Genomic DNA, 18250 nt, shown 5'->3' with positions numbered 1-18250 from the left:
TTAATTTCTCTGTTAAAACAGAAGGTTACTCTATCCGATATGCTATTGCGTTAGTCGTTTCTTTCCGCGTGGCTTAAATTTCTAAAAAAGTGAGCGGCGATATAACCCATATAAACATCTGGTTATAAAGTAGATGCTCTCATATCAACGGCGAGAGCATCATACTTGTATTCAGTTCAGACGTGTTCAGCGTTAACCAGCTCCTGAAGCTGTTCACGCATATACAGTGAAAAATACTCCGGGTCTCTGATCAGCACCCTCTCCCCGGCTGCAAACTTCTCAGCCCAGCCGACCAATTTTTGCGTAAATCCAGGGTTCCACCCCTCCCGCTCACCGCGGGCCGTAATGTCTGCAACGCTCGCCGGGCAACCTAATTCTTTCAAATACTTCAAAATCCCTTTTGCCGTGCTTTCATCCATTGGTTCCGGAGAGGCGGCAGAGGTGTTCATACCGTTGATGAAATCTAATGCTTTATCAATGACTGCTGGCATAACTTTTATCCTTAAAATTAACCACGTAAAACACAAGACTACCCTATGACCTTAAACCCATTTCAGCGGCAATGAAATCATTAAATGTCATTGTCCCGACGTCGCTCACTTTACTTGTTATGCCAGTAAGCAGCAGCGCGCACTAACTGCGGATCAAACGGTCCCTGTTCGAAACGACTGCTGAGATTTTTTACCACCTTCCCTTCTCCGGTGATCCAGATGAAGTAATCTTTTTCCGGCACATCAATCTGCGCCAGTCGTGCCGCAACCGCCTGCTCGTCGTGGTTAAACCACTCAATAGCAAAACTGTCCAGATGTGCGAGGTAGTCCTGATATGCCGGATCGGCGACGCTCACCAGCGCAGTGACCGCCGGTTTTACCGGCATGCGGCTCAGCGCGTCAAGGCGGCGACGCAGCGCTGGCATGCCGGATTCATCACAGACATAGAGCTGAAAACCATACTCTTGCGGAACCACAAGCGAACCGCGCGGTCCGGCAATGCTCAGCGTGTCGCCCTCGCGTGCCTGCATTGCCCAGCGACTCGCCACCCCGCCATCATGAATAAAGAAATCCAGCGCCAGTTCATGGCGAACGTCGTCATAAAGTGGTGTGTAATCACGGGACGCCGGGCGCGCGCCTTCCCCCCAGACAATGCCCTCATCCGTTACCGTTGGCGGAACAAACTGGCTTCCGGGTTGTGGGAAAAAGACCTTGGTGTGATCGTCAAAACCGCGTGAGCTAAAGCCGTCCAGCGCGTCGCCACCAAGAACAATACGTTGAAAACCGGTGCCGATACGTTCCACGCGCAGAACAGTAAGTTCGCGAAAGCGCAGTTCATTGCGCACGCGCTGAGGGTAACGTGAAGTTTTATCCGTCATTTTTAGCCTTAATGTGATAATCAGATATATCTAAATATTTTCTTTAAATGATAATGATTGTTAATTGAGAGGATTGCAAGTGATTTTTGATAGGATTGATGTTTTAGTGAATAAGTTATTTTTATTATTTAATTTCATTAATTTATGAAAATATTGCAACCATGACTTGCTAAAAAAATGATATTAGATATAAATTAGATATATCTAAATAAATCAGGAAAACATCATGCGGCATCATCATGAAGGTTGCGGTAAAGGCGAAGGGCATCAACACGCGGGTTGCGAACATCGTCATGGCAGAGGCGGCGGTCGTCGCCAGCGCTTTTTCGGTCACGGCGAGTTACGCCTGGTTGTCCTGGATATCCTCTCCCACGAGGCCAGCCACGGTTATGAGCTGATCAAAGCCATTGAGACACTGACGCAAGGAAACTATACGCCGAGCCCTGGCGTCATCTATCCAACGCTCGATTTTCTCCAGGATCAGGGCTTTATCACAATCAGCGAAGAAGACGGCGGGCGTAAAAAAATCACCCTCACCGCATCAGGCGCACAGTGGCTGGAAGAGAATCGCGAGCATCTGAGCCATATTCAGGAACGCGTAAAAGCGCGTAACGTTGGCTTTGAGCTGCGCAAGAACCCACAGATGAAGCGGGCTCTGGAAAATTTTAAAGCGGTGCTGGATTTGAGAGTGAACCAGGGAGAGCTCAGCGACGCGCAGTTGAAAAAGATCATTGGCGTGATCGACCGCGCGGCACTGGAAATCACCCAGCTTGATTAAGCGGATATGCGCTTACAGGGTAAAACACCGGAGATCAGTGCAGTACCGTCACGGCATCTTCCAGGCGGCTGGCGCGGTGTTTGACCATTGCGGACACCTGAGCGCTCTCTTCAACCAGCTCCGCGTTCTTCTGCGTGATGGCGTTCAGTTCATCTACCGCGCGGGTCAGGCTGGTTAAACCGTCTGCCTGCTCCAGCGTAGAGTGGCTGATCTGCGCAATTAACTGGGTGACGTTTTGTACCTGAGAGACGATATCATCCATCGTGCGCCCCGCCGCATGTACCTGCTGAGAACCTGACTGGACTTTATCCGCGCTGGCGTCGATTAACTTACGGATATCGTTCGCCGCACTGGCGCTGCGACTCGCAAGATGGCGCACCTCGCCGGCCACGACAGCAAATCCTTTCCCCTGTTCGCCCGCTCTGGCCGCTTCTACGGCGGCATTCAGTGCCAGAATGTTGGTCTGGAAAGCGATATCGTTTATTAACGTCGTGATCGTTCCGATGCGCTGCGTACTGTTTGCGATATCATCCATAGTTTTAATTACGGTATCCATCGCCTCTCCGCCCTGCGTCGCCGCACTGCTGGCGGCAATGGAGAGCTTATCCGCCGCAGATGCGGTTTCTGAGTTTTGTTTTACCGAAGCCGCCATCTGATTCATTGTGGTGACCGTCTGCTGCACGTTATCAACCGTCTGCCGGGTGTGCTTATTCAGATCGTCATTGCCTTTCGCCAGCGTTTCACTGCCGTTTCTGACGCTCGACACCTGACTTGAAACATCGTTGATTAACCAGCGGCACATCAACCCCAGTTGGCCGACAGCGCGTAGCGTCAGGCCCAGCTCGTCGCTGCGGTTGAGATGTGCAACGCTGTTACGCTCCCCGGTGGCGACTTTCAGCGCCTGCTTCGCCACGTTCTCAATGGGACGGACAATCTGCCACTCAAACGCCCACATCCCCATTAACATAACCAGCAAACTCATCAGTTGCGCCTGCCAGGATGCGCCGGTGGCGTACAGTGTTGCCGCCAGTACCGCGTAGATCAGCGCCATCACACAGCGAGCCCGCCAGCGAACCGGCATGCCCGGGAGCTTCCCGAGCCAGCCTTTGCGCACCACCAGTCCTTTGTGGATCCGCCGGGTGCAACGCCCTTCATTCAACGCTTTATATAAAGGTTCCACAGCGGCAATCTCCGTGTCCGTCGCGCGGGTACGGATCGACATGTAACCCGTCACGCGACCTTCACGCACCATCGGCACAGCATTTGCCCGCACCCAGTAGTGATCGCCATTTTTACGGCGGTTTTTAACGACGCCGCTCCATGGCTCGCCCTGTTGCAGGGTGTACCACATATCGGCAAAAGCCGCTTTTGGCATATCAGGATGGCGCACCAGGTTATGCGGTTGCGCCAGTAATTCGTTAAGCGCGTAACCGCTAATATTAACGAATGTATCGTTGGCGTGAGTGATGTAACTGTTGAGATCGGTCGTAGACATGAGGGTCGTATCGTCATCCAGCGGGGTATTTTGCTGGGTAACGTAGCGCTGAGAAGACATAATCGCGTCCTGTGCAGGTTATCTGGTTGTTAATTTCTTGTCAGATGTTATTTCGGCGCTAGCGAATTTATCTTTAGATGTTAAATTTGATTTAGATCGCAATTTGCGATTAAACCTTATCATTTGTACGAATTATAATTGATTGAATTTTAATACTTTCATGCTGAAACTATAAAATCCTGTCAGATAACACGCACGATTAACGAACAAATTCTGCACCGTTTCAGCCCCATCGCCCCCTTCTGCGCCACTCCCCCTAACGCCTGGCGCTGCACAGAAGTGCATCAATTGTTAACAAATGAGATTAAATGTTGCACAGCAACTGTTCTTCCTGGTGTTTATCCCGATTTTCAGCAAAGCCGCCGGGATGGCGCAATCCCTGCAATACTTAAATCGGTATCATGTGATACGCGAGCCCCGGGAGCATATTTTGAACAGGTTACCTTCCAGCGCATCGGCTTTGGCCTGCAGCGCACACGCACTGAATCTCATAGAGAAGCGAACGCTTGATCATGAGGAGATGAAAGCACTTAACCGAGAGGTGATTGATTACTTTAAAGAGCATGTGAATCCAGGGTTTTTAGAGTATCGCAAATCTGTTACCGCCGGCGGGGATTACGGAGCCGTAGAGTGGCAAGCGGGAGGTCTGAATACGCTTGTCGACACCCAGGGACAGGAGTTTGTCGACTGCCTGGGAGGTTTTGGTATTTTCAACGTGGGGCACCGTAATCCAGTTGTGGTTTCCGCCGTACAGAATCAACTTGCGAAACAACCCCTGCATAGTCAGGAATTACTTGACCCTCTTCGGGCCATGCTGGCAAAAACCCTTGCCGCCCTGGCGCCCGGAAAACTGAAATACAGCTTCTTTTGCAACAGTGGTACCGAATCGGTCGAAGCGGCGCTGAAACTGGCGAAAGCTTACCAGTCGCCACGAGGCAAATTTACCTTTATCGCCACCAGCGGCGCCTTCCACGGTAAGTCGCTGGGCGCACTGTCCGCCACCGCCAAATCGACCTTCCGCAAACCGTTTATGCCGTTGCTACCGGGCTTCCGTCATGTGCCGTTCGGCAATATTGAGGCCATGCGCACCGCGCTCAGCGAGTGCAAGAAAACCGGGGATGATGTGGCGGCGGTGATTCTGGAACCGATCCAGGGTGAAGGCGGCGTGATCCTGCCGCCGCAGGGTTATCTTACTGCCGTGCGTAAACTCTGCGACGAGTTTGGCGCGCTGATGATCCTCGATGAAGTCCAGACAGGCATGGGACGTACCGGCAAGATGTTCGCCTGCGAGCATGAGAACGTGCAGCCCGATATTCTCTGTCTGGCAAAAGCGCTGGGTGGCGGCGTGATGCCTGTCGGCGCGACCATCGCCACCGAAGAGGTCTTTTCGGTATTGTTCGATAATCCGTTCCTGCACACCACCACCTTTGGCGGTAACCCGTTGGCCTGTGCGGCCGCGCTGGCGACCATCAATGTGCTGCTGGAGCAGAATCTGCCCGCGCAGGCGGAGCAGAAAGGCGATATGTTGCTCGACGGATTCCGTCAACTGGCGCGGGAGTATCCCGATCTGGTGCAGGATGCGCGAGGGAAAGGAATGCTCATGGCTATTGAGTTTGTCGACAATGAAGTCGGCTACCGGTTTGCCAGCGAGATGTTCCGCCAGCGGGTGCTGGTGGCCGGAACGCTCAACAACGCAAAAACGATCCGTATCGAACCGCCCTTAACGCTGACCATCGAGCAGTGTGAACTGGTATTGAAAGCGGCGCGTAAAGCGCTGGCAGCGCTGAGGGTCAGCGTCGAAGAGGTGTAAACTCAACGCCGGGTGACGCTTTGCTTACCCGGCATTATTTTGTCTATACGATCCGTACTCCCGCGGGCATTAAACGCTCCGGCGTGAGCAGAACGCTTTCGTCCCCGTCATCCGTCTCTGCGCAAAGCAACATACACTCCGACGTTTCACCTCGCATTTTGGCCTTTTGGAGATTGCACAGCACGACCACTGTTTTTCCCCGCAGTTCATCCTCACAGTAGTAAGGCACAAGGCTGGTCACGGTTTGTAGTGTTCGCTCACCGACATTCACCTGCACAATATACAGTTTATCGGCATTCTCATGACGTTTTACGTCAACGATCTTCCCGACACGCATCTCCAGACGAGAAAAATCCTCAAATGTTACTGTTTCCATATACCCTCCAAGTAAAATTTTACTAAATAATAGCAAGGTAATTTTATTACCATGCTCTTAGAAACAGGAAAATGATGAACAGATCACACTCTTCAGTACTGTCTCCCCCCCGACTGAGTCAAAAAAACCGATGTTATTTACTGAAAACAGATGAATAGATAAGCACTTCCTTTACAATGGAAAAGCATCTCCGGGATAAGTCGAAAGGGTAATCATGGCAACACTTAAAGATATCGCAAATGAAGCAGGCGTATCACTGGCAACAGTGTCCCGGGTATTAAACGATGATCCCACGCTGAATGTAAAAGAAGAGACAAAGCACCGCATTCTGGAGATCGCAGAAAAGCTGGAGTACAAAACGAGCAGCGCCCGTAGGAATCAGAGCGGTACCGTAAGCCTGCAGCACATCCTCGCAATCTACAGTTATCAGCAAGAACTGGAAATTAACGATCCTTACTATCTGGCAATTCGCCACGGCATTGAAACACAGTGCGAAAAGCTGGGAATTGAGTTGACCAACTGCTATCTCAATAACGCCCTGCCAGAAGTCAAAAAAGCCGTCGGCGTGCTGATCGTTGGCAAACCGTCCACCGCACGACGTGAGGCCGCACTGCAACTCTCAGAGAATATTTGCTTTATTGATTTTCACGAACCTGGCGGCAAGTTTGATTCCGTCGATATCGATTTAGTGCGCATTTCGAAGGAGATAGTCGACTTTTTCATTGAGAACGGTGCCACACGTATCAGTTATATTGGCGGAGAAGACGAACCCGGCAAGGCCGATATTCGTGAATCTGTCTTTACGGAATACGGTCGATTGAAAGGCGTTGTATCTGAAAAAGATATCTGGCGCGGCGACTTCTCCAGTGCTTCAGGTTATCAGCTCGCAAAAAAAATGCTGGCCCGGGGCGATTGTCCGAATGCGCTTTTTGTCGCATCCGATTCTATTGCCATCGGGGTGTTACGGGCTATCCACGAACATGGTCTGGCAATCCCACAAGATATCTCGCTTATCAGCATTAATGATATCCCGACTGCACGCTTCACCTTCCCTCCACTGTCCACTGTGCGCATCCACTCAGAACTGATGGGCAGTCAGGGCGTCAATCTGGTCGTCGAAAGAGCCCGCGACAGCCGTACGCTGCCGCTACACGTGTTTGTCCCCAGCGAACTGAAATTGCGCGGTACCACTCGCTAATTGCCTGTCTCTGCAGGATAACTGCGTGTCGTTATCCTGTCAGCCTAATCCCCCTCTAAATACATCGCTTGTGTTCTCCTTCTGTGTTTTCGTGATCAAGTTAAAGCAAATCAAATTTTCCCATTTTATTTAGTTAAATTTTTACTAAAATGATTTTCATCCCCTCAAAACGACGGTGAGGCTAAACGGCAAAGCTCAGGCAAGAGGAAGAACGAAGGTTTTTGACAGCCTGGCGTGATGGCGTAAGGGGAATTGAAAACATCAGCAATCTTAGACCCGGCATAACCCACTCACACGGAAACAGATATCAGAAAGCTAAATATCGATGCTTCACATAAGCCAAAGTGATGAGTGAAAGAACAGACACAGCCGATTTAAGACTGTCTGAGGATGGCGTAGATAAGACTGGATTAATATCAGGAGAAACATAATGAGCGCAGTTGTTTCTGATCGACAACATATTATTGATTTATATAAAGAGAATGATCACGTTCCAGCGGTCATTGAAGATCATCGCATTAATGGTATAAATAAAGAGAAACCGCGTCCGTTTGCGTTTCCCTTCGCCTCCACGTGGCAGGCTATTAGCAATGCCCCAAAGAAAGCATGCAATTACCTTTCGCTCAATGGACTTTGGCGATTTCACTGTGCGATAAATCCGGCGTCACGCCCAAAAAACTTTTATCAGGAAGATTATGATTTTTCTGACTGGGATACTATCCGGGTTCCCGGGAACTGGGAAGCTCAGGGTTTTGATAAAGCCATTTATATTGATGAGCGTTTTCCATTTACCACACAGTGGCCCGAAGTACCGCGTGACTATAATCCCGTCGGCTCCTATCGCCGTACTTTTCATTTAGATCATAGCTGGTTTGAAAAAGAACTTTTTTTGCATTTGGGTGGTGCCAGAACAGCGACCTTTATCTGGATTAACGGTCAGCGTGTCGGATATACGCAAAACGCAAAATGCCCCGCTGAATTTAATATCACATCGTTTATCAGGGAAGGTGAAAATAGTATCGCGCTGGAAATCTATCGCTGGTCTAACGCCAGCTATGTTGAAAAACAGGATATGCTCGATATGTCAGGTCTGGAGCGTGAAGTTTTTATTTATGCAACAGCCAAAACGCGCATTTACGATTTCCACTGTCAACCCGAGGTGAATGCCCCATTCACTCAGGGAACGCTAAACGTCAGTGTGGATTTGGAACACTATGATAACCTTTCAACTGAACTGATATTGCGTCTGGAATTACTGGATGATGCGAAGAATTTCGCCTCTATTGTGCAAAAACAGACGCAGTTCCAGAAGACCGGTACATCGCAGCAATTCCATTTTACCAGTCAGGTTGATTCGCCTCGGTTATGGAGCGCAGAGACCCCGAATCTCTATACGCTACTGCTCACACTGACGGATACCGCCGGAACTATACTGGAAACCACCAGTCATAAAATCGGTTTTCGCCATATTGAGATCATCAACGGTCAGCTCACTGTTAATGGTCAGGCGATAAAAATCAAAGGGGTTAATCGCCACGAATTGCATCCGACATTAGGGCATGTTCCCACTGAGGAGAATATGCTTACTGACATTCGGTTGATGAAAGAACATAACATCAACGCCGTGCGTACAAGTCACTTCCCCTGTCATTCCCGTTGGTATCAGCTTTGCGATGAATTTGGCATTTATGTCGTTGATGAGGCAAATATCGAATCCCATCCACTGGCTTTGAAACCAGAAACACAAATTGGCGATACCCCTTCCTGGCTTCCGGTTCATCTGGATCGTGTTCAGTCGATGGTAGAACGCGATAAAAACCACGCCTGCGTGATTATCTGGTCGATGGGGAATGAGGCCGGAACGGGACACATTTTTGAAACGCTTTATCAATGGATAAAAGAAAAAGATCCAAGCCGACCGGTACAATACGAACCGGCAGGGGAAAAATATTATAGCGATATCGTTTGTCCGATGTATCCCACCCTCGAGCGTCTGGAACACTTCGCTCAGCAAAATCACGATCGTCCGATGATTATGATTGAGTACGCCCATGCCATGGGTAACTCAGTAGGTATTCTGAGTGACTACTGGAATATTATCGATCGTTATCCCACCTTGCAGGGGGGATTTATTTGGGAATGGATGGATCATGCTCTGGAACTGACTAACGAGCGCGGGCAAAAATATTGGGGATATGGAAAAGATTATCATCCCGATAAACCCAGCGACGGTAACTTCATGAACGATGGTTTAATTGCTGCTGACCGGACGCCACATCCGCACATGGCCGAAGTGAAGAAAGTTTATCAACCCGTTCGCTTCCATGCTGTAGATCCCGTAACGGGCCATTTTGCCGTTGAAAACCGCTATGATTTTATCAGTCTGGAACATCTTGATATTCAATATCGTATCACTGCCGATGGCAAGGACGTCACACATGGGACTCTGGGGGCGCTTTCAATTCCTGCGGGGAAAAAGCAAAGTATACGAATTCCGCTCAGCAAGCTCCCCATGGAGGACGGCAAAGAGTATCACCTCACTTTAAGCGCAGTGACTCGATATGAAGAATCGTTTATTGGTGAGAATTATGAGCTTGCCTGGGAACAATTTGCATTAACCACCAGAGCAGTACATCAACCCGCTGATTTCTCCGGCGCTCCTACACTCGAAAAAACAGAAACGGCTGAAGAAATGACCATCAAGGGCGTCAATTTTTCGCTGACCTTTAGCCGCAAAAATGGCGAAATGACTCGTTTTTGTGTTGAGGATAAAAACCTGATCCGTTCTGGTTTAGCGCCCAACTTCTGGCGCGGATTAACCGATAATGATCTGGGCGCAAAAATCCATGAACGCGCCACTGCCTGGAAAACTGCAGGAAAAGAGCGAGTCCTGTCGGCGTTTACTGTTGAACAACCCTCACAAAATGTCATTCAGTTGACGACAGATTTCTCGTTGCCATCGGTAGCCAGTCGCTATGTACTGAAATACACCATTCATGCGAACGGCGAAATACGCATTGAAAACATCTTTATCCCTGAGACGCCCAGCTCAGCACTCATTCCACGCATCGGAACACAACTCATTCTGCCCGCTGAGTTTAGCTATATTCAGTGGTATGGACGCGGACCCGGCGAAACCTATGCTGACAGAAAAGGGGCGAAAGTCGGGATCTACGGAGGAACGACCTGGTCACAATTCCACGCTTATCCTCGTCCACAGGAAAGCGGTAATAAAACCGATGTCCGCTGGGTACGCGTAGTTAATCAGGAAGGTATAGGTCTTGAAGCACTTGCCGAAGAACAGCTTTTAAATACCAGCGCCTGGCCTTTTGCCGCCGACGAACTCGATTTTATCGCCGATAAGGAGAGCGACAGCGCGTCAGGATTAACACCTCTGTCGCGCAAACATGGCATCGATGTACAACCCGGTGATATTACCACATGGAACATCGATCTGGCACAAATGGGAACCGGTGGACAAAATTCATGGGGTTCATTACCTCCTGAAGAATACCAGCTTCCTGTTAAACAGTATTGCTATGTCTTTTATTTGCGACCGGTACGTCCTGACGCAGTAAAAAAATAGTAAGCAATATGTAGTGAATGTCATTTCACTGACATTCACTACACTATCACAATAATTAAATTTGCACGTACGATGTTACGTGAAGGGAATGGTTATGTCTGAAAAATCCGATGCACGATATCAGATGTCATTAATAACATTTTTGTTTTTCTCCATTGCCGGTGGCGGTTTTGTGCTTAAAGGCGTGGTCAGTCAGTATACTGACTGGGGAAACAACTCATGGCTACTTTACGCTTTTGCTTCATTGCTTTACGCAATCCCTTATACCTTTATGATCATCGAACTTTCATCCATTAAGAAACTCCGTGAATCCGAAAGTGGATATCAAACATGGTTGAATTTAATTTTAGGTAAAAAATTAGGCTTTATAGCCGGTTTCTTTTATTTCTATGTCAATATATTTTACTTTGTTGATCTCTTACCCAATATTATTACCTACTTTATTTACACTTGTACCAGCGATGTTGCCTGGGTTACTCAGTTGACAAGCCAGACATGGTTTAAACCAGTGATCAGCATTACATCTATTATTCTCTTCTGGATCGCGACCTGGGTATCCATGAAGGGGCCAAAATGGTTATCCCGCGCGTTGTCATTCTCCGGATACGCCGGGTTTGCCCTAACAATGCTCTTTATTGTATCGGCGGTGTATAAACTCTCTTCTGGCAGCGTCACGTTTAATGGAACCGTCATTGCCCCAGAATATATGCAACATATTGATTTATCTTGGTCAAAAGTGGCATCAATGTCATGGGCTTTACAATCATTAGGAGGGCTTGAAGCCTTAGCTGCCTATAAGCGTAACATTCGCGGTGGCGATCGTAATTTCCGTCTTGGCTTAGTGCTCAACGTATTCATCTTTTCAACCATCATCATCATTTCTTCGCTGTTGTTAAACTTCATCTTGCCAGCGGAACAGGCAGCGAATCTTGGTTTACTGTCGGCGATTTATGTTGCCTTCCAGCAATTGGGGTTTCCTGTGTGGTGGACCAACGTTATCGCCCTGTTTCTGATGATTACCACGCTGTGCGGTTCACTTATGCTGTGGACTGCCGCACCGGTAAAAATGTTATTTGTTGATGCGCCTAAGGGAATTTTTGGTAATAAGTTATCCGAGGTCAACAGTGAAGGAACGCCTGTTAACGCGCTAAAAATACAGGGGATTATCGTAACCGTTATCATCATTCTTTTTATGCTGGGCCAGTTTAACTCTGAGATGAATACTATTCTGGTGGCGGTGAAAAATCTTGATGGTGGTGCAGCTACTATCCCGGTGCTCTTTATGTTGGCCGGTTACGTAAAACTCAGATACCTTCCCAACAATCCAGATTATGCACGCGATTTCCATTTTCTGGGTACCGGTCGTTTCTGGGCATTACTCTCCGTCGTTCCGATGATCATTATTTTTGCCGCCTCAACAATTGCTGCTCTGGTGCCTGGTCCTGAGGACTGGGATGCAAATTTCACAGGCTCATTAATTCAAATCATCCTTGGGCCGGTTAGTATCATCGCTGTGTTCTATTATTGCAGTCTGATGTTTAATCGCTGGCGTGTTAAAAACCCCGACGACCATTCATTATTTAATAAAATTTAGAGTAATTATTTATTGAGCAGCGAAACGTTCCGTTTTGCTGCTCAATACTGGCAAAAATTATTCTTTGCTCTAATGGAATAGAAAATGAAATTCAACATTAATGCATGTAAGGCACTGATAGTGTTCTCCCTTTGTTATTCTTTACACTTGTCAGCAGAAGAAGCCGCTCCGCATATTGCTGTCGCACCGCCCGCGATGCATGACGATACCAAAATACCTGAAATGGTCGAGACATCGGCAGGGCCCGCAATGTCTAAGCCCTCCTCAGGTCCTTCATTTCATTTTTATGGCGAGATGGGGCTTGGCGGTTATTCGGCACTGGAAGGCGATTATAAACACAAATATGAAGATGGAACCTATATTGAAGGCGGTGTAGAGGGTCTGTATGACCACTGGTTCGGACTGGTATATGGTGAAGGCTGGACCGTACAAGCGGACCATCATGGTAACGCCTGGGTTCCCGGTCATAGTTGGGGCGGCTTTGAAGGTGGCATCAATCGGTTTTGGGGCGGCTATCGAACGGATGATAAGACAGAAATTATTCTGAGTCTGCGTAACGACTCTTCGTTAGACGACCTGCAATATTGGGCTGACTTTACGCCAGAATTTGGTTATGAGATCCCCAATACTCGCGATATTACCACCGCGATCAAAGTGCAAAATCTGAGTGGCGATTTTCGCTATAGCGTCATTGCAACACCCGCTGGCCATACAAATGAAAGTAAAGCCTGGCTACATTTTGGGAAATATGATCGTTACTCGGATAAATACACTTATCCCGCGATGATGAATGGTTATATCCAGTATGACCTGATGAAAGATGTCACCTGGACGGGAGGTACAGAAATCACCGATGGCACTGGGCAGCTATTTGTAACCGGTGTCCTGACGCCAAATTTCGGTGCCCGTGTCTGGCATCATACCGGGCGCGGGGAAGGACTGGGTAATTCCGGAACGGAGACGGGTGCAATGGTAAGCGCCATGTATGAAGCCTTTAAAGGATTCTACCTCTCTAGCGCATACAGCTATGCACAACACAATCTGGATAACGACCCAGATACCACCACGTCCTATGCACAATTCGGTATTTGGTATGAGTATTACGGCGGTAAATTCGCCACCGCTTTCGACAGCAGATTCAACCTGGGAAACAGTACCGATGACTCGGATAACAAGATATTTCTGATGCAGTATTATTACTGGGGTCATTAACTTTCACTTTTTATTTCAAGCTACATGTTAATTTGCGACCCTCTCCTGCCATTGCCGCTGGGAGAGAATAAACTCGCCACTTTAATGCAGCACAAAATCTATTGGATATATTTCACAGTGAATGTGAAAAGGAGTTTCATTTTTATGAAAGCATTTTATTTATTAACCCCACTGGCTTGTGCACTATTATTCAGTCTATCGGCACAGGCCGTTACCACTACGGATTATAAAGACGTGATCGATCGCCACGGTGCGCCACAATATATGCGTGATGCTGATAGCGATCATCATCAACGCTTCAACCCATTTTTCGATCTTGGTTCCTGGCACGGACACTTACTACCAGACGGACCCAATACGATGGGCGGCTTTCCGGGCGTGGCCCTGTTGACCGAAGAGTACATCAACTTTATGGCAACCAACTTTGATCGGCTGACGGTGTATCAGAATGGAAAAAAAGTCTCTTTCACCTTGCAAGCCTTCAGTATCCCCGGCGCACTGGTACAAAAGCTCATCTCACCTGATGTACAAGTAGAAATGACGTTACGTTTTGCCAGCCACCATACCTCATTACTGGAGACGAGAATTACCAGCACGACATCTCTCGATCTGATGTGGGATGGTGAACTGTTGAATAAGGTGGAAGCGGAGAACGGCAAAGCAACCTCAGATAAAACCGTTGACCAACAGTATCCAGATTATCATCGTAAAATTACTCCCACTCATGATGGTCTGAAAGTCACTTTCGGCAAGGTTCGTTCAACGTGGGATCTGCTCACCTCTGGCGAATCGGAATATCAGATTCACAAATCACTGCCGATGAAAACGACCGTAAAGGGCCTTAGCTTCGTTAGCAAAGCGCATATCAACGGATCGACCACCTTCTACACCACCTATTCTCACTTATTGACCGCGCTGGAGGTAAGCAAAGAGCAGGCGCAAATCCGCGATATTCTGGCTCGCCCTTCTTCTTACATACTCGCCTCACAGCAGCGATGGGACACCTATCTGCAAAAAGGACTAAATAATCCGGCAGCCACGCCTGAACAAACCCGTGTGGCCGTGAAGGCGATAGAAACGCTGACAGGCAACTGGCGAGCCCCGGAAGGGGCTGTGCAACATAACACCGTCACACCCTCGGTCACTGCTCGCTGGTTCTCCGGTAACCAAACTTACGCATGGGATAGCTGGAAAATTGCCTTTGCGATGGTGCACTTCAATCCAGAAATTGCGAAAGACAGTATTCGCGCACTCTTTGACTGGCAAATCCAGCCTAACGATCCGGTACGTCCGCAGGATGCCGGCATGATCCTGGATCTGGTTACCTGGAACAAAATTCCCGAGCGTGGTGGCGATGGCGGCAACTGGAACGAACGTAACACCAAACCGAGCCTGGCAGCCTGGTCTGTGATGGAAGTCTACAACGTCACCCAGGATAAAGCCTGGCTTGAAGAGATGTATCCGAAACTGGTGGCCTATCACGACTGGTGGCTGCGTAATCGCGACCATAACGGTAACGGTGTACCGGAATATGGTGCCACACGCGATAAAGCTCACAATACCCCCAGCGGTGAAATGCTGTTTACAGTGAAAAAGGATGGCAAAGAAGAGACGCTATCCGGCCTGCAAAACTATGCAGAGTGGGTCAAAAAAGGCCAGTATGACAGTCTGACGATTCCGGCACAGGAAGCTGCGGGTTGGGAATCTGGCCGTGACGATGCAGCCGTATTTGGTTTCATTGATAAAAATCAGCTGGATAAATATGTTGCTAAAGGTGGAAAACGCAGTGACTGGGCGGTCAGCTTTGCAGAAAATCGAAACCAAAAGGGCGAACTCATCGGCTACTCTTTGCTTCAAGAATCAGTCGATCAGGCTAGCTACATGTATAGCGACAACCACTATCTGGCAGAGATGGCCGCTCTTCTCGGCAAAACGGGCGACGCTGAGCATTACAGGTCTCTGGCAAAAAAACTGGCCGATTACATCAATACCTGCATGTTCGACACCACCAGTGGTTTCTACTATGACGTACGCATCGAAGAAAAACCGTTGGCAAATGGATGCGCGGGAAAACCGATTGTTGAACGAGGAAAAGGGCCAGAAGGTTGGTCACCGTTGTTCAATGGGGCTGCAACGCAAGTTCACGCCGACGAGGTTGTGAAGATCATGCTCGATCCAAAAGAATTCAACACGTTCGTCCCGCTAGGCACTGCCGCGCTGAGCAACCCGGCGTTTGGGGCAGATATCTACTGGCGCGGGCGAGTGTGGGTGGATCAATTCTGGTTCGGGTTAAAGGGTATGGAACGTTATGGTTACCGGGATGAAGCGTTAACGCTGGCGGAGACTTTCTTTAAACACGCCCGAGGATTAACCACCGACGGGCCGATTCAGGAAAACTACAACCCACTGACTGGTGCGCAGCAAGGCGCACCAAACTTCTCCTGGAGCGCAGCACACCTGTATATGCTGTACAACGACTTCTTCAAAAAGCAGTAATCTGAACATTGGCTGGAAAATTCAATATCCCGTTTTCCAGCCGATGAATGCCCCCAACTCTGGGGGCTTTTTTTGAATCCCATCACAATCATCGCATTCCCCTTTTCCCTTTTCTGCGCCGATAGCTAAATTAGTAACTCATCCGACCACATAACAATAATTTTACATACTGGACAATCTTATGAGCTATCCGTCGCTGTTCGCCCCGCTCGATCTCGGCTTTACTCAGCTTAAAAATCGCGTGCTGATGGGTTCGATGCACACCGGGCTGGAAGAGTATCCTGATGGTGCAGAGCGGCTGGCCGCCTTCTACGCCGAACGCGCACGGCATGGCGTCGCGCTGATTGTGACAGGCGGTATCGCCCCTGCGCCTTCTGGTGTTGGGATGGAAGGCGGCGCGATGCTCAATGACGCCCGACAGGTCGCGCATCACCGTGTGATTACCGATGCGGTTCACCAGGAAGGCGGGAAAATTGCGCTACAAATTCTCCATACCGGACGCTACAGCTATCAACCGCGACTGGTCGCGCCCTCGGCTATTCAGGCGCCCATCAACCGCTTTACCCCGCATGCCCTGAGTCACGAAGAAATTCTGCAACTGATTGAAGACTTCGCCCACTGCGCTCAACTGGCGCGGGAAGCAGGCTATGACGGCGTTGAGGTGATGGGATCCGAAGGGTATTTGATCAACGAATTCCTCGCCCTGCGTACCAACCAGCGTGACGATGAATGGGGCGGCGATTACGCCAACCGGATGCGCTTTGCGGTTGACGTCGTGCGTGCCGTACGCCAGCGGGTAGGCCAGGATTTTATTATTATCTACCGCCTGTCGATGCTCGATTTGGTAGAGAAAGGCGGAACTTTCGCAGAAACCGTGCAACTGGCGCAGGCCATCGAAGCCGCAGGTGCAACACTGATTAATACCGGGATCGGCTGGCACGAAGCGCGCATTCCCACCATCGCCACACCGGTGCCACGCGGTGCCTTTAGCTGGGTGACGCGTAAATTGAAAGGGCATGTTTCCCTGCCGCTGGTCACCACCAACCGCATTAACGATCCGCAAGTTGCCGATGAGATTCTGGCTCGCGGTGACGCGGATATGGTGTCGATGGCGCGCCCGTTCCTTGCTGATGCCGAACTGTTATCGAAGGCGCAGTCAGGGCGTGCGGATGAGATAAACACCTGCATCGGTTGTAATCAGGCCTGTCTGGATCAGATTTTCGTCGGCAAAGTCACGTCGTGCCTGGTGAATCCCCGTGCCTGCCACGAAACCAAAATGCCCATTGTCCCGGCAGTGCAGATTAAAAATCTGGCAGTGGTTGGGGCGGGTCCGGCGGGGCTGGCTTTTGCCATCAATGCGGCGGCGCGCGGACATCACGTCACCCTCTTCGATGCGCAGGGTGAGATCGGCGGGCAGTTCAATATCGCCAAACAGATCCCCGGCAAAGAGGAATTTTATGAAACGCTGCGCTATTACCGCCGGATGATCGACGTCACTGGCGTCACGCTGAAACTGAACCATTACGTGACAGCCGACGATCTCCTGGCGTTCGACGACGTGATCCTCGCCAGTGGGATCGAACCTCGTCGGCCGCCCATCGACGGCATCGACCATCCAATGGTATTAACCTATCTCGATGTGCTGCGCGATAAAGCGCCGATCGGAAATCGGGTGGCGATTGTGGGCTGTGGCGGGATCGGCTTTGATACGGCGATGTATCTGAGCCAGCCAGGCGAACCCACCAGCCAGAGTATTGCCGATTTCTGTGTGGAATGGGGCATCGACACGAGTTTGCAACAGGCGGGGGGATTACGCCCGGAAGGGCCACACCTGGCTCGCAGCCCGCGCCAGATTGTGATGCTTCAGCGTAAAGCGAGTAAACCGGGCGAGGGACTGGGAAAAACCACCGGCTGGATCCATCGCACGACCCTGCTTTCGCGCGGCGTGAAGATGCTCCCGTCCGTGAGCTATCAGAAAATCGACGATGCAGGATTGCATGTGCTGATCGGCGGCGAAGCGCAAACGCTGGAAGTTGATAACGTGATTATCTGCGCCGGACAAGAACCACGACGGGAACTGGCCGAACCGCTACAGGCGGCGGGGAAAACGGTGCATCTGATTGGCGGTTGCGATGTGGCGATGGAACTGGATGCCCGCCGGGCAATCGCCCAGGGAACCCGTCTGGCGTTGGCAATTTAAGCCCAGTTGCCCGATGGCGCTGCGCTTATCGGGCCTACACCTTCTGTATTTCCAATGACGCTGCGCGTATCAGGCA

The 18250-nt window shown here is 49.7% G+C and carries 12 protein-coding genes; 8 read left to right on the top strand and 4 right to left on the bottom strand.

Annotated features, from left to right (window positions below; all coding sequences use genetic code 11):
- Positions 1-176: 176 nt before the first annotated feature.
- Together WB371_RS00995 and WB371_RS00990 are read right to left on the bottom strand one after the other, a co-directional pair.
- Positions 177-491 (bottom strand): DUF1889 family protein, encoded by a 315-nt coding sequence (locus WB371_RS00995; protein WP_336218269.1) that lies wholly within the window; start codon positions 489-491, stop codon positions 177-179.
- 110 nt (positions 492-601) lie between these two features.
- On the bottom strand, positions 602-1369 hold the full coding sequence (locus tag WB371_RS00990; protein WP_336218268.1) for a siderophore-interacting protein: 768 nt from the start codon (positions 1367-1369) through the stop codon (positions 602-604).
- Between the two features lie 226 nt (positions 1370-1595).
- Here WB371_RS00990 and WB371_RS00985 point away from each other — a divergent pair, with 226 nt between their 5' ends.
- On the top strand, positions 1596-2147 hold the full coding sequence (locus tag WB371_RS00985) for a PadR family transcriptional regulator (protein WP_336218267.1): 552 nt from the start codon (positions 1596-1598) through the stop codon (positions 2145-2147).
- A gap of 34 nt (positions 2148-2181) precedes the next feature.
- On the opposite strand, the gene WB371_RS00980 is transcribed toward WB371_RS00985, so the two are convergent.
- Positions 2182-3702, bottom strand: coding sequence for a methyl-accepting chemotaxis protein (locus WB371_RS00980; protein ID WP_336218266.1), 1521 nt, complete (start codon positions 3700-3702; stop codon positions 2182-2184).
- Between the two features lie 430 nt (positions 3703-4132).
- On the opposite strand from WB371_RS00980, the gene ygjG reads away from it, so the two are divergent.
- Positions 4133-5512 carry a putrescine aminotransferase gene (ygjG, locus tag WB371_RS00975; RefSeq protein WP_336218265.1) on the top strand — a complete coding sequence of 460 codons (1380 nt, stop codon included), beginning with the start codon at positions 4133-4135 and terminating at the stop codon, positions 5510-5512.
- Between the two features lie 43 nt (positions 5513-5555).
- On the opposite strand, the gene WB371_RS00970 is transcribed toward ygjG, so the two are convergent.
- Complete coding sequence (locus tag WB371_RS00970; protein ID WP_336218264.1) at positions 5556-5888, bottom strand: tRNA-binding protein; 333 nt, start codon at positions 5886-5888, stop codon at positions 5556-5558.
- A 214-nt stretch (positions 5889-6102) separates the two neighbouring features.
- On the opposite strand from WB371_RS00970, the gene ebgR reads away from it, so the two are divergent.
- From ebgR to WB371_RS00940, 6 genes are all read left to right on the top strand, one after another.
- Positions 6103-7086, top strand: coding sequence for a transcriptional regulator EbgR (ebgR, locus tag WB371_RS00965; RefSeq protein WP_336218263.1), 984 nt, complete (start codon positions 6103-6105; stop codon positions 7084-7086).
- 430 nt (positions 7087-7516) lie between these two features.
- Entirely contained in the window at positions 7517-10672 is a 3156-nt protein-coding gene (locus WB371_RS00960) for a glycoside hydrolase family 2 TIM barrel-domain containing protein (RefSeq protein WP_336218262.1), read from the top strand.
- Between the two features lie 94 nt (positions 10673-10766).
- Positions 10767-12266, top strand: coding sequence for an APC family permease (locus WB371_RS00955; RefSeq protein WP_336218261.1), 1500 nt, complete (start codon positions 10767-10769; stop codon positions 12264-12266).
- An 84-nt stretch (positions 12267-12350) separates the two neighbouring features.
- On the top strand, positions 12351-13478 hold the full coding sequence (ygjJ, locus tag WB371_RS00950; RefSeq protein WP_336218260.1) for a protein YgjJ: 1128 nt from the start codon (positions 12351-12353) through the stop codon (positions 13476-13478).
- Positions 13479-13622: 144 nt separating this feature from the next.
- On the top strand, positions 13623-15974 hold the full coding sequence (gene ygjK, locus WB371_RS00945) for an alpha-glucosidase (protein WP_336218259.1): 2352 nt from the start codon (positions 13623-13625) through the stop codon (positions 15972-15974).
- Positions 15975-16155: 181 nt separating this feature from the next.
- Positions 16156-18174, top strand: a complete 2019-nt coding sequence (locus tag WB371_RS00940) for an NADPH-dependent 2,4-dienoyl-CoA reductase (RefSeq protein ID WP_336218258.1) — start codon at positions 16156-16158, stop codon at positions 18172-18174.
- Positions 18175-18250 lie beyond the last annotated feature (76 nt).

The organism is Citrobacter amalonaticus (assembly GCF_037053465.1).
GTDB classification, from domain to species: domain Bacteria; phylum Pseudomonadota; class Gammaproteobacteria; order Enterobacterales; family Enterobacteriaceae; genus Citrobacter_A; species Citrobacter_A amalonaticus_H.
The sequence above is the reverse complement of the archived record's forward strand: the minus strand, read 5'-3'. Positions and strand labels throughout refer to the sequence as shown.

Excerpts from the sequence above, each read along its gene's own strand:
- WB371_RS00995 (WP_336218269.1), bottom strand. The coding sequence starts at position 491 with ATGCCAGCAGTCATTGATAAAGCATTAGATTTCATCAACGGTATGAAC.
- WB371_RS00990 (WP_336218268.1), bottom strand. The coding sequence starts at position 1,369 with ATGACGGATAAAACTTCACGTTACCCTCAGCGCGTGCGCAATGAACTG.
- WB371_RS00985 (WP_336218267.1), top strand. The coding sequence starts at position 1,596 with ATGCGGCATCATCATGAAGGTTGCGGTAAAGGCGAAGGGCATCAACAC.
- WB371_RS00980 (WP_336218266.1), bottom strand. The coding sequence starts at position 3,702 with ATGTCTTCTCAGCGCTACGTTACCCAGCAAAATACCCCGCTGGATGAC.
- WB371_RS00970 (WP_336218264.1), bottom strand. The coding sequence starts at position 5,888 with ATGGAAACAGTAACATTTGAGGATTTTTCTCGTCTGGAGATGCGTGTC.
- ebgR (WP_336218263.1), top strand. The coding sequence starts at position 6,103 with ATGGCAACACTTAAAGATATCGCAAATGAAGCAGGCGTATCACTGGCA.
- WB371_RS00960 (WP_336218262.1), top strand. The coding sequence starts at position 7,517 with ATGAGCGCAGTTGTTTCTGATCGACAACATATTATTGATTTATATAAA.
- WB371_RS00955 (WP_336218261.1), top strand. The coding sequence starts at position 10,767 with ATGTCTGAAAAATCCGATGCACGATATCAGATGTCATTAATAACATTT.
- ygjJ (WP_336218260.1), top strand. The coding sequence starts at position 12,351 with ATGAAATTCAACATTAATGCATGTAAGGCACTGATAGTGTTCTCCCTT.
- ygjK (WP_336218259.1), top strand. The coding sequence starts at position 13,623 with ATGAAAGCATTTTATTTATTAACCCCACTGGCTTGTGCACTATTATTC.
- WB371_RS00940 (WP_336218258.1), top strand. The coding sequence starts at position 16,156 with ATGAGCTATCCGTCGCTGTTCGCCCCGCTCGATCTCGGCTTTACTCAG.